Here is an 11,918-nt window from a genome sequence, read left to right as displayed (position 1 = left end):
GGGCAGAGGGGCTCTGGTCTCGGGAGCGCCGATTGTGCACGGCAGGCGTGCGAAGGCGCAGCGCGCCAGAAACGGTGCGCTGCGCCTTCGTGTGCGCGAATTGGAACAAAGGGGAGGGCCGTTGCCGGCCTCTCCCTCCCTTCGGTCAGCCCAGCAGGCCGTGCAGGATGTTCGTCACGGGCGCCAGCGCGGAGCCTGTGCCGCTGTGGTCGAGCAGGCTGGTGATCGGGGCCACGACCTCGCAGACCAGCGGCGTGACCGCGTGCTCGACGGTGTTCACCACTTCCGCGACCACCGGGGCAACTGCCGAGCTGGCGCCGGCCAGGATGTCGGCCGCGGGCACCGCGGCGCCGGATGCGGCTTGCGTGGCCTCGGCTGCGACCGGCGCCACGGCATCGCTTGCATGGCCGAGCACCGACGACACCGGCTCCAGGATGTCTGCGACGGGGCTCTTGCCTCCCAGCAGGCCGCCGAGCAGGCTGCCCACGAGGCCGTCTTCGCCGACGATGCCGCCGAGCAAGCCACCTTCGCCGCCACCGAGGACGCCGCCCAGCAGGCCGTCGTCGCCCAGCACGCCGCCGAGCAGGCCGCCGTCACCGCCGAGGACACCACCCAGCAGGCCGTCGTCACCGAGCAAACCGCCGTCCCCGCCAAGGACGCCGCCCAGCAGGCCGTCGTCACCCAGCACGCCGCCAAGCAGACCACCGTCGCCGCCGAGGACGCCGCCCAGGAGACCATCGTCACCCAGTACGCCGCCGAGCAAGCCGCCGTCACCGCCGAGGACGCCGCCCAGGAGGCCGTCGTCGCCCAGCAATCCACCGAGCAGACCACCGTCGCCGCCGAGGACGCCGCCCAGCAGGCCATCGTCACCCAGCACGCCGCCAAGCAATCCGCCGTCGCCGCCGCTGAGCAGGCTGCCCAGCAGGCCTTCGTCACCCAGCAAGCCGCCGAGCAGGCCTCCCTCGCCGCCGAGGACGCCGCCCAGAAGGCCGTCGTCGCCGAGCAAGCCACCCAGCAGGCCGCCGTCACCGCCGAGCAGCCCGCCCAGCAAACCGTCGTCACCGCCGAGCAGCCCGCCCAGCAAACCGTCGTCACCCAGCACACCGCCGAGCAGGCCGCCGCCGTCGCCACCAAGGACGCCATTCAACAGGCCGCCGACCGGGCCTTCGGCACCGAGGATGCCGTCGTCGCCCAGCACGCCGCCCAGCAGGCCGTCGTCACCGAGGACGCCACCCAGGAGTCCGTCATCGCCCAGCAGGCCGCTGAGCAAGCCGTCTTCGCCGCCGAGCAGGCCGGCCAGCGGGGTCGCGTTCAGCAGGGAGCCGACCGCGCCGTCGGGACCGAGCAGGCTGTCCACGAGTCCGTCGCCACCAAGCAGTCCGCCGGTGAGGCCTTCGCTGCCGAGCAGGCCGGACAGGGCGCCGTCGCCGCCGAGCACGCCGCCCAGGATGCCTTCGTCGCCGAGCAGCCCGTTGACCAGGCCGTCGTCGCCCAGCACGCCGCCAAGCAGGCCGCCCTCGCCACCGAGGAGGCCGCCCAGCAGACCGTTGTCACCCAGCACACCGCCGAGCAAGCCGCCTTCGCCACCGAGCAAGCCGCCCAGCAGGCCGTCGTCACCCAGCACACCACCGAGCAAGCCGCCTTCACCGCCGAGGACACCACCCAGCAGGCCGTCATCGCCCAGCACACCGCCGAGCAGGCCCTCGTCGCCACCGAGCAGGCCGCCCAGCAGGCCGTCGTCACCCAGCACACCGCCCAGCAAGCCGCCTTCGCCACCGAGCACGCCGCCCAGCAAACCGCCATCGCCCAGCACGCCTCCCAGCAGCCCGTCATCCCCCAGCAACTGCCCGATCAACCCGTCTTCACCGAGCACGCTGCCCAGCAGGCTGCCGTCACCCAGCAGCCCTTCGAGCACCTGGCCGACGACACCGTCCGTGCCGAGCAGGTCGTCCACGAGGCCGTCCAGGCCCAGCGGGGTGGTGATGCCGCCGAGCAGGCCTTCGCTGCCCAGCACGTTCTCCAGCGCATTGCCCAGCGCGTCGGTCAGGTAGTCGACCTGGCCGATCAGCGAGCCGACGAGGGCGTCGGTCAGGCCTTCGCCGAGCAGGCCGTCGACCACGGGGGTCAGCACGCCGCCCACGTGAACGGCAATGTTTTCGACCGCGTTGTCCACCGGTTCGAACTCGTTGGGATCGTTGGGCTTGAACTCCTCGCCGGTCACGGGCGAGAGCAGGTCGTCGACGAGGTCGGTGAGGCCGTCGGCCACCGGCATCAGCGAGGCCAGCGTGCCCGACGAGCCGGAGGCGCTGCGCACGTTGGTCGCACCGCCGCCCAGGCCGAGCGCGTTGTCGAGGGCGCCCAGCAGGTGCCCGGCGAGGCCGTCGCCCGGATCGAGCAGGTGGTCTGCGTCGGCGTCGGCATCCGCGTCCGAATCGGCGTCTGCATCAGCGTCGGCGTCTGCATCCGAATCCGCGTCGGCGTCCGAATCGGCATCGGCATCGGCGTCTGCATCCGAGTCGGCGTCGGCGTCTGCATCGGCATCCGAATCGGCATCCGCGTCGCTGTCGCCGATGCCCGAGACGAACAGCGGGAACCCGCCGCCGTCGCCGCCACCACCGCCGCTCAGCGCGGCGCCCAGGCCGATGGCGCCCAGCGCGCCGAGTGCGAATTCACCCAGGCCGATGCCGCTGCCGGCTGCGGTCTTCTTGCTCACGGCGAGCGCCGCGGCTTCCGCGTCGCTGTCGGGCGAGGTGACATCGAGGTTGCCCGCGGCCACGTCGACGTTCACCTGCTCCAGGCCGCTGGACAGCTTGGTCGAGGTGATGGTGGCGTCGGTGCCGCCTGCAAACACACCGGCCAGCGGCGCCTTGTTGGTGGCCGAGCCGGGGAAGAGCACGTTGGCCTGGCCGCCGTCGGGCACGATCACGCGGTCGCCGGCGATGAGGGTCTGGTTGCCGTCCACCGGCATGCGAAATCCGTCGCGCATGACGACCGTGCCGGGCGTGGCGTTGGACAGGGTGCCCAGGCTGGTCGGCCCGGCGGGCGCGGCCATGGGGGCGCTCGAGGCGACAGGGCCCAAGGGGGTGACGCTGGCCTGTGCAAGCACCACGGGGGCGCCGCTTTCGGCGGCGGCGGGGATCGAAGCGATCGGCGATACGGTGGTGGTCATGCGGCCTCCTCGTCAAATAAATGACTACAGAGGGCAACATGCGTGCCGCCTTCGACTTCGGCCGTCAACGACGGGCCGAAAACACCGTATCCCGTTGATTCGAAACGACTTTTGTGCGAATGACCCTGTCAGGCCCGAGGTGCAAAACGGGCAGCTGTCGCCACTCGTTACGTAACACGGCGCGCGCTTTGGCCGGAACGCCGGGCGCGTTCAGCGCGGTTCAGCCGCGCAGCCGGACCTGCAGGCTCTTCAGGTTGGCCAGCCACGCAAGGTAGTCCTCGTCGTCCTCGCCCAGCTCGGCCCAGGTGTCGTGCCCGTCCGCATCGGGGTCGTCGAGGATGGCCTGCAGCGCGTCGGCGGCGGCATGGCGCAAATCGGCGGGCGGCGCGGCCTTGCCGGCGCACCAGTCGACGACGTCCGGGTGCACATCGGCGCTGCCGTGTCCGGCGAGCAGCGCCAGCACTTCGGCCGCGGCGACGGTGCCTTCGGTCGAACCTGAATCCAGCGTCTCGCGGATGAAGGCGAGCGCGTCATCGGCTTCCTGCAGTTCAGCCAGCCAATCGAGTGCCTCGTCGTTGCCGAAGCCTGCTGTCGACCATGTACCCATTCGTTTGACTCCCGTGTGTGGCGCATCACAGAGTGGCCACGGTTTGAAGATGCGGTGATGCTAGCGGCGCTAATTTCGTGATCGCGCGCCCTCGCAGAATTCGTCAGAATGCCAGGCGACGCTTCCCAGTAGCATGGCCGCGCTCCTGACATGGGGGCGCGTGATCATCCAGTCCGTGAGCCGCCGGGGAACACTTCCCTTGGGCCGGCGTTGCGGCGGTGTCCTTCCAGGACACGCCGCGGTCACGGCCGATCTGCCGTGCATGGCCCACGGAAGCAGATGCCGGGCCGCTTACCCATTCACAACCACGGTTTCAGGGAGAGATTCAGCATGTCATTCGTTTTTTCGTCGTTCACCGATCACCTGGGCGCGTTGCCGCCCGAACGCGCGCGTCACGGCGATGCCTTGCGCGCACGCGTGCAGCAACAGGTGCAGGCACCGTTGCATGCCGACCTGTCGGCCTTTGCCTTCCTGCCCGACCAGGCGGACCACCCCGATCACGAAGATGCGCCACAGGTGTTCGCGCAGGCGGTCGAGCAGATGTACCTGCCCAGGCCGTGGCTGGGCGACGAAATTCCGCTGTTCTTTCTCGGCTACCACGCCATGAACCGGCTCAGCGGCAAGCGCACCTCGCAAGGCCTGCTGCTGACCGACCAGGCGGTGTACGTGCAGGACGACTTCACCGTGCTGTCGGCCGCGCCGCCGCCGGCGCAGGGCCATGCCTTGCCTGCGCGCGCGGACGACGCACCTTCGTTCGTCTCGACGCTGCTGGCGCGCTTCAAGGCGTGGAAAGACTGGTCCGGCGTGGCCGACGCGCCCGAGCCGGTGCTGCTCAAGCGCTGCGGCGAACTGCTGGCACCGACGGTGGCGGCGGTGCTCGCGTACCACGCGGAAAACGGCAGCCAGCGGCAGGCGCAGCAGCGCGTCTGGACGCTGGCCGAGCTGGTGGCCGACCACGGCGCAGTCGACACCTTGCTCGACCCCGCCAACCCGAAGCTCGCCAAGAAGCTGGGCAAGGTGACGGACAAGTTCCAGATTCCCGCGGGCGAGACGCTGCAGTTCGCGCTGGCCGACTTTCCGCTGTTCGGCGGCCCCTACGGCGTGGCGCTCACCGCGCAGGCGCTGTACGGCAAGGACCTGATGGAGTCGCCGCTGCGCATCGCGCTGGAGCGGGTGGAGGTGCGCGCGCTGCAGATCGGGGAGAAGGGCGACCAGCTGCTGACGGGCTCGACCCCGCCGATGGCGCTGCCCGCGCACATGAAGGAATCGCTGCGCGCACCCTTCCTCGCGTTTCTGCAGCAGGAGGTTGTGCGCCTGCAATCGAAGGCCTGATCCGCCCGCGCGCCATTCAACAAGATTCGGAGGAGTTTTCATGGGGTTCAAGGACACGCTCGCGCACGCGATGCTCGACAACGACAAGCTCAAGTTCGACGCCGCCGCGTCCGCGCTTTCCGCGCAGGAGCAATGGCTGGTCACGCTGAGCACGCCGCTGTCGGCCTTCAACGGCGACTGTGTGAACGCGGTGCTCACCGGCAAGGACAACGACACCCTGCGCGAAGGCATCGCGCAGGTGTGGAACGTGAGCGACCGCGCGAGCTTCGAGCAGACCGCGCGCTGGCTGACCGAGGAAGGGCAGCGCGCGAAGTACCTGCCGGCCTGGAAGGCCATCGGTGCGATCGATGCGGCGGTGCAGTCCACGCCGGGCGTGCTGCGCCTGGTCATGGACGCGTGGTTTCCCGCGTTCTTCCAGATCAAGGCGCGCGAGTACCTGGACATGCGGGCGCTGTCCGCGCAGACCGGGCACTCGAGCGCCGAGCTGAGCCGGCTGATGACGGGCAGCCAGAGCTGGGTCCAGGCCCTGCGCAAGCACTTCGGCGTGGCGCCGGACCAGCTGACAAACCTGGTGGCCTGGGACGCGGTGCGCCTGGCCAACCTGTCGCGCTGGGCCGTGCAGCTGGGCTTCATCGAACGCGCGGAGTTCGCGGACTTTGCGGGCGGCCTGGCATCGCAGGTGCGCGCGGCTTATGCCAGCTGGTCGCAGGTGAGCGCCGCGTACATCGCGGCGGGCCTGATCTGGCAGTACTCCGACGCGCGCGAAGAGCATCTGCTGCGCACCAACCGCCTGCTGCTGAGCGACACGCGCAGCCCGTGGCGCAGCGTGCCTTTCGCCTGACGCAGCCCTAGTCCTTCGCCCTCAGCGCGTACACCGCATAGATCGGCACGCCGAGAAAGAACAGCACCATCGGCGCGAACAGCGTGTAGGGCCAGCCGATGCCTTCCATCACGCGGTAGGTGCCGTCCAGGTGCAGGCGCGGATGGGGCTGCGTGAGGTCTTCGTACCGGCGCAGGCCCCACTGGAACTCCGCGCCGGTCGCGCGCACGGAAGGATGCTGGCGCGCGCGGCCCACGGCCAGCCAGCACATCGCGTCGAAGGCCAGCACCGAGCCCGCGGGCGCGCGTTCGCCGAAGGTGGTGAACACGGCGTTCACCTGCTCGGGCGTGAGGTACATCAGCACGCCCTCGGTGAACAGGAAGACCGGCTGCGCCTGGCGCTTGCGCGGCAGGCCGAGCTGCTCCCACCAGCCGGGCGCCGTGAGGTCGAGTTCGCGCAGGTCGTGGCGCGGATGGGTGTCGGGCAGCAGCTCGCGGCGCAGGGCCAGTACCTCGGGCAGGTCGGCGTCGGTCATGCGCGATTTGCCGTCGTCCAGCCATTGGAAGTAGTGGCTCAGGCCGCAGCCCAGGTTCACGACGCGTGCGCCGGGGTGCAGCTTGAGGAAGTCCTGCGCCAGGCTGCGAAAGCGCCGCGTGCGCGCGAGGATGCCGTAGATGGTCGTGCGGTCGTCGGGCAGGGCGTGGTCGTCGTCGCGGATCTGCTCGAGGATGCCGGCGGCGTAGGCGTCGCGCACGGCCATCTGCGGAAAGAGCGCATCGCCCGAAGCCCGCGCGGCCAGCGGAATCCGCAAGGTGGACGGCACGGCCGAGAGCTTGCGCGCGGATTTGCCGGTGGTCATGAATGCGGGGGCAGGGCCATGCGCAAAGTCTGGCCGCTCCCGCGCGTGCGGGCAAGTCAGTCTTTGGTGTTGCCCGCGGGCGGGCGCTGGCGCGCGAGGTGGCGGTACACGGTGCTGCGGTGAACGCCGAGCCGGCGGGCCGCGCGCGCCACGTCGTGGTCGCAGGCGCGCAGCGCTTCATCGATGGCGTGGCGCGTGATGGTCTGCAGGGGCGCGTTGGGTTGCGACAGTGTGGCTTCGCTGAAGTCAGCGAGGGGTGCGGCGTCTTGCAGGTGCGCGGGCAGCGCATCGGCCGTCACCGCATCGCCCGGGTCGGCCAGCGCCACGAGCGCACGCAGCACGCTGCGCAGCTCGCGCACGTTGCCGGGCCAGCGGTAGGCGGCCAGGCGTTCGAGCGCATCGTTCTCCAGGCACAGGTGCTTGGCGGCGCCGCCCGATTCGAGGAACAGCCGCGCGATCAGCGCGCGCCGGTCGGCACGCTCGTGCAGCGCGGGCAGGGCGACGGTGAAGCCGGCCACGCGGTACATCAGGTCGGCGCGAAAGCGCCCGGCCTCGACCAGCGCGGGCAGGCCGGCGTGCGTGGCGCACACCAGGTCGAAATCGACCGCCACGCCCTGGCCGCCGCCCAGCGGTGTGACCACGCGGCCTTCGAGCACGCGCAGCAGGCGCGTCTGCAGTGCGAGCGGGATTTCGGCGATCTCGTCCAGAAAAAGCACGCCGCCGTGCGCTTCGCGGATGCGCCCCGGCATGCCCTTGCGGCGCGCGCCGGTGAAGGCGCCTTCTTCGTAGCCGAACAGCTCGGCCTCGATCAGCGTCTCGGGCAGCGAGGCGCAATCGACTGCCACGAACGGGCCCGCGCTGCGGCGGCTGGCGGCGTGCAGGCGGCGCGAGAACACCTCCTTGCCGCTGCCGGTCTCGCCGTTCACCAGCACCGGCACGCCTTCGTTGAGTACGCGCACGGCGCGCGCCAGCAATGGGCGCACCACGTCGTCGTTGTCGACGGGCGCGGCGTTCGCGGCCATCACCTGCCGCGCACCGGTGCGGCCCGCGCCGCTGTTCGCCGTGCCCGTGCGCTCCATGACCGTCGCGATCTGCCGTCCGCCCGGCAGCGTGAGCAGGCTGCGCCGGTGCTCCATGCGCGGCCACTGCGCGCCCAGGAATTCTTCGGCGTCGAGGTCGAGCAGGCCCTCCCACGAGCGGCCGAACAGGTCGAGCGCCACGCGGTTGGCCGCCACGATGCGCCCGCCCTCGATCACCATCAGCCCTTCGCGCGCGGTGCCGATCAACGCCGGCCGCGCATGGAAGCGCAGCACGTGGCCCGAGGCCTCGGCCAGCAGCATGCGGTGCTCCACTTGTTGTGCCGCCATGCGCACCAGGCCCAGGGCGTGGTGGTTCACGCGCGCGGTCTCGCCCGAGATGTCGAGCGCGCCGGCCAGTTCGCCGCGCCCGTTGAAGATGGGCGCCGCCGCGCAGCCCAGCCGGCCGTTCTGTGCGAGGTAGTGCTCGCCGCCCAGCACCATCAGCGCCACACGCTCGGCCAGCGCCGTGCCGATGGCGTTGGTGCCGCGGTGGCTCTCCGACCATTCCACGCCGGGCTGCAGCGCCACGCGCTGGGCCTTGGGCAGGAAGTCGGGGCTGCCGATCTCCTCGAGGATCAGGCCACTGGCGTCCGACAGCGCGACGATGCAACCGTTGCCCACCGCGTGCTCGGCGAGCCCGTCGAGTTCGGGCTGCGCGCAGCTGAGCAAGCGCATCGCCTGCTCGCGGCGCTCGTTGAGCAGCGAAGGCGCCATCGGCGTCGGGTCGATGCAATGCGGGTCGACCGGCCGGCTGCGCTGCCACGAGCGCGAGATGTGCGGCGCGATCCATGGGGCCGGGTCGCGGCCCTGCGCAAAGAACAGCTCGCGCGCCTGCGCGACGCTGACCGATGGCGCGGAAGCTTCACTCGTCATGCGTGACTCCGTGGACGGGGATTGCCGGCGATTCGCCTTGTGCGACATCGTAGTCGCCGCCGTCGCGCCCATCTGTCGCAGATTGCGAATGGAAACCCTCTGCGCGGGCCGCGCCCCTGTGGCGCGGGGCTTGGGGATTGTCCCGATCCGCGCGGGTATGCCGCTTGCGGTGCCTGTGCGGGCCGCCGCATGTCGTGGCGCCCGTTCACACCTTACCCAACGGAGACAACCCATGGACATGCTCGAACCGGGCAAATTCGGTACCGCGGTGCCTTTCAAGGCGCGCTACGGCAACTACATCGGCGGCGAATGGGTCGCGCCGGTGGAGAACCAGTATTTCGGCAACATCACGCCGGTCACCGGCAAGGTCTTCTGCGAAGTGCCGCGCTCCAGCGCCGCCGACATCGAGCGCGCACTCGACGCCGCCCACAAGGCCAAGGGCGCCTGGGGCCGCACCTCGACCACCGAGCGCGCCAACATCCTGAACCGCATCGCCGACCGCATGCAGGAAAACCTGGCCATGCTGGCCGCCGCCGAGACCTGGGACAACGGCAAGCCGATCCGCGAGACCATGGCCGCCGACCTGCCACTGGCCATCGACCACTTCCGCTACTTTGCCTCGTGCATCCGCTCGCAGGAAGGCGGCATCAGCGAGATCGACCACGAGACCTTCGCTTACCACTTTCACGAACCCATCGGCGTGGTCGGCCAGATCATTCCGTGGAACTTCCCCATCCTCATGGCCGTGTGGAAGCTCGCGCCCGCGCTGGCGGCCGGCAACTGCGTGGTGCTCAAGCCCGCCGAGCAGACGCCGGTGTCGATCCTGGTGCTGATGGAGGTCATCGGCGACCTGCTGCCGCCGGGCGTGCTGAACGTGGTCAACGGCTTCGGCGTGGAGGCGGGCAAGCCGCTGGCGTCGAGCAACCGCATCGGCAAGATCGCTTTCACCGGCGAGACCACCACGGGCCGGCTGATCTCGCAGTACGCGAGCCAGAACCTCATTCCGGTCACGCTGGAGCTGGGCGGCAAGTCGCCCAACATCTTCTTTGCCGACGTGATGGAGCGCGACGACGCCTTCTTCGACAAGGCGCTCGAAGGCTTCACGATGTTCGCGCTGAACCAGGGCGAGGTCTGCACCTGCCCGAGCCGCGCACTGATCCAGGAATCGATCTACGACCGCTTCATGGAGCGTGCATTGAAGCGCGTGGCCGCGATCAAGCAGGGCAGCCCGCTCGACGCGGCCACCATGATCGGCGCGCAGGCCTCGAGCGAGCAGCTGGAAAAGATCCTGTCGTACCTGGACATCGGCCGGCAGGAGGGCGCGCAGGTGCTCATCGGCGGCGAGCGCCAGCAACTCGACGGCGACCTGGCCGACGGCTACTACGTCAAGCCGACCGTGTTCCGCGGCCACAACAAGATGCGCATCTTCCAGGAAGAGATCTTCGGCCCGGTCGTGTCGGTCACCACCTTCAAGGATGAGGAAGAAGCGCTGGCGATTGCCAACGACACGCTCTACGGCCTGGGCGCCGGCGTGTGGAGCCGCGACATGAACCGCGCCTTCCGCATGGGCCGCGGCATCCAGGCGGGGCGCGTGTGGACCAACTGCTACCACCAGTACCCGGCGCATGCGGCCTTCGGCGGCTACAAGCAATCGGGCATCGGGCGAGAGAACCACAAGATGATGCTCGACCACTACCAGCAGACCAAGAACCTGCTCGTGAGCTACAGCGAGAACAAGCTGGGCTTCTTCTGATGACCGGCGAGGTCTTGCGCGTCACCGCGACCGACGCGGCGCTCGCGCTCATCGACGACCTCGCCGCACGGCACGGCCCGCTGATGTTCCATCAGTCGGGCGGCTGCTGCGACGGCAGCGCGCCCATGTGCTACGCGCAGGGCGAGTTCATCGTGGGCGACTACGACCGGCTGCTGGGCCGCATCGGCGGCATGCCGTTCTACATCAGCGGGCCGCAGTTCGAGTACTGGCAGCACACGCAGCTGATCATCGACGTGGTGCCGGGGCGCGGCGGCATGTTCTCGCTGGAAGGGCCGCTGGGGGTGCGCTTCCTGACGCGCTCGCGGCTGTTCACGGAGGTGGAGTGGGCGGTGCTCGAGGCCGAGGGGGCGGAGTAGGGCCCGGGCCGGTCGTCAGTTCGACGAAGCGAGCAGCTGCCGCACCAGCAGCTGCGTCGCCGGCGTCAGCGCCGCGCCCGTCTTCGTCGCCATCAGCAGGCGCCGCGTGGCCCACGTGTCCTTCAGGTGCACCACCTTCAGGTCGAGCGCCGCCACCTGCGCCTTGCAGGCGGCCAGCGGCACCACGCCGATGCCGAGGTTGGCCGCGATCATGTGGCACATCGCATCGAAGCTGCGCACCTGCACGCGCAGGCGCATCGGAATGCCGGCCTGCTCGGCCGCGCGCGAGGTCAGCTCCAGCAGCGAGCTGCTGCGGTTCAGCCCCACGAACTCGTGTGCCAGGCAGGTCTTGAAGTCGACCTGCTTCGCGCGCAGTCGCGCCAGCGGATGCGGCTTGGCGCACAGCACCACGAGCTCGTCGGTCTGGAAGGGCGCGACGTCGAGGCCGTAGGCGGGTGTGTTCTCGGCGAACACGCCGACGTCGGCGAGGCCGTCGACCAGCGCGCGCACGATGTCGCCGCTCAGTTGCTCCTCGACCTCGACGCGGATATCGGGATGCTGTCCCAGGAAAGCCGCCAGCGTGGTCGGCAGGAACTCCGTCAGTGCCGACATGTTGGCCCACAGCCGCACATGGCCGCGCACGCCGCTGGCGTAGTCGCCCAGCTCGTTGCTGAACTGTTCGAAGCCCTGGAACAGGCGCATCGCATGCTGCATCGCCACATGCCCGGCGGGCGTGAGCGCGATGCCCTGGGCGCTGCGTTCGAGCAGCTTGGAGCCTGTGGCCGCCTCGAAGTCGGACAGGCGCCGGCTCGCCGCCGAGAGCGCGAGGTGGCACGCCTCCGCACCCTTGGTGATGCTGCCCGACTGGGCGACGGCGCAGAACAGGCGCAGCGTCACGAAATCGACACGCGCGGGGTTGATGGTGCTGGCCATCGGTGGATTCTAGAGAGCGCGCCAGTGCCGAAAGTCATGCGCACGGGTTAAAAGAATTTTTGACATGTTATGTCGCTGCACCTATAGTGAATCCATCGAAGCATCGCGCGCTTCCC

Annotated in this window: 9 protein-coding genes; 4 read left to right on the top strand and 5 right to left on the bottom strand. The window is 69.9% G+C overall.

Annotated elements, in window-relative coordinates; all coding sequences use genetic code 11:
• Positions 1-145: 145 nt before the first annotated feature.
• Complete coding sequence (locus ACAM52_RS14950) at positions 146-3,169, bottom strand: hypothetical protein (protein WP_369647487.1); 3,024 nt, start codon at positions 3,167-3,169, stop codon at positions 146-148.
• 220 nt (positions 3,170-3,389) lie between these two features.
• Entirely contained in the window at positions 3,390-3,776 is a 387-nt protein-coding gene (locus ACAM52_RS14945) for a DUF4259 domain-containing protein (RefSeq protein ID WP_354346513.1), read from the bottom strand.
• A 330-nt stretch (positions 3,777-4,106) separates the two neighbouring features.
• On the opposite strand from ACAM52_RS14945, the gene ACAM52_RS14940 reads away from it, so the two are divergent.
• The gene (locus ACAM52_RS14940; RefSeq protein WP_369647486.1) at positions 4,107-5,108 is read left to right on the top strand and encodes a hypothetical protein; all 1,002 of its coding nucleotides are present in this window, start codon (positions 4,107-4,109) and stop codon (positions 5,106-5,108) included.
• Between the two features lie 40 nt (positions 5,109-5,148).
• Positions 5,149-5,949: a DUF1266 domain-containing protein gene (locus tag ACAM52_RS14935; RefSeq protein ID WP_369647485.1), complete on the top strand. Its 801-nt coding sequence runs from the start codon at positions 5,149-5,151 to the stop codon at positions 5,947-5,949.
• A gap of 7 nt (positions 5,950-5,956) precedes the next feature.
• Here the strand turns inward: ACAM52_RS14935 and ACAM52_RS14930 are convergent, their stop codons facing one another.
• Together ACAM52_RS14930 and ACAM52_RS14925 are read right to left on the bottom strand one after the other, a co-directional pair.
• A complete protein-coding gene (locus tag ACAM52_RS14930) occupies positions 5,957-6,787 on the bottom strand; it encodes a class I SAM-dependent methyltransferase (protein WP_369647484.1) in 831 nt (276 codons plus the stop codon).
• Positions 6,788-6,843: 56 nt separating this feature from the next.
• Complete coding sequence (locus ACAM52_RS14925) at positions 6,844-8,739, bottom strand: sigma-54-dependent Fis family transcriptional regulator (protein WP_369647483.1); 1,896 nt, start codon at positions 8,737-8,739, stop codon at positions 6,844-6,846.
• Between the two features lie 232 nt (positions 8,740-8,971).
• Between ACAM52_RS14925 and adh the strand changes: the two genes are divergently transcribed.
• Together adh and ACAM52_RS14915 are read left to right on the top strand one after the other, a co-directional pair.
• Positions 8,972-10,492 (top strand): aldehyde dehydrogenase, encoded by a 1,521-nt coding sequence (adh, locus tag ACAM52_RS14920; protein WP_369647482.1) that lies wholly within the window; start codon positions 8,972-8,974, stop codon positions 10,490-10,492.
• Positions 10,492-10,869, top strand: a complete 378-nt coding sequence (locus ACAM52_RS14915) for a DUF779 domain-containing protein (protein ID WP_070059351.1) — start codon at positions 10,492-10,494, stop codon at positions 10,867-10,869. Before adh ends, ACAM52_RS14915 begins: the two co-directional genes overlap by 1 nt.
• 15 nt (positions 10,870-10,884) lie before the next feature.
• Here ACAM52_RS14915 and ACAM52_RS14910 read toward each other — a convergent pair whose 3' ends face one another.
• A complete protein-coding gene (locus tag ACAM52_RS14910; RefSeq protein ID WP_369647481.1) occupies positions 10,885-11,802 on the bottom strand; it encodes a LysR family transcriptional regulator in 918 nt (305 codons plus the stop codon).
• Positions 11,803-11,918 lie beyond the last annotated feature (116 nt).

The organism is Variovorax sp. V118, from assembly GCF_041154445.1.
In the GTDB taxonomy this organism is placed as follows: domain Bacteria; phylum Pseudomonadota; class Gammaproteobacteria; order Burkholderiales; family Burkholderiaceae_C; genus Variovorax; species Variovorax boronicumulans.
The sequence above is the reverse complement of the archived record's forward strand: the minus strand, read 5'-3'. Positions and strand labels throughout refer to the sequence as shown.

What these genes read in the sequence shown, in the direction of transcription:
- ACAM52_RS14915 (WP_070059351.1), top strand. Translation starts at nt 10,492, where the DNA reads ATGACCGGCGAGGTCTTGCGCGTCACCGCGACCGACGCGGCGCTCGCG.
- ACAM52_RS14945 (WP_354346513.1), bottom strand. Translation starts at nt 3,776, where the DNA reads ATGGGTACATGGTCGACAGCAGGCTTCGGCAACGACGAGGCACTCGAT.
- ACAM52_RS14940 (WP_369647486.1), top strand. Translation starts at nt 4,107, where the DNA reads ATGTCATTCGTTTTTTCGTCGTTCACCGATCACCTGGGCGCGTTGCCG.
- ACAM52_RS14935 (WP_369647485.1), top strand. Translation starts at nt 5,149, where the DNA reads ATGGGGTTCAAGGACACGCTCGCGCACGCGATGCTCGACAACGACAAG.
- ACAM52_RS14910 (WP_369647481.1), bottom strand. Translation starts at nt 11,802, where the DNA reads ATGGCCAGCACCATCAACCCCGCGCGTGTCGATTTCGTGACGCTGCGC.
- adh (WP_369647482.1), top strand. Translation starts at nt 8,972, where the DNA reads ATGGACATGCTCGAACCGGGCAAATTCGGTACCGCGGTGCCTTTCAAG.
- ACAM52_RS14950 (WP_369647487.1), bottom strand. Translation starts at nt 3,169, where the DNA reads ATGACCACCACCGTATCGCCGATCGCTTCGATCCCCGCCGCCGCCGAA.
- ACAM52_RS14925 (WP_369647483.1), bottom strand. Translation starts at nt 8,739, where the DNA reads ATGACGAGTGAAGCTTCCGCGCCATCGGTCAGCGTCGCGCAGGCGCGC.
- ACAM52_RS14930 (WP_369647484.1), bottom strand. Translation starts at nt 6,787, where the DNA reads ATGACCACCGGCAAATCCGCGCGCAAGCTCTCGGCCGTGCCGTCCACC.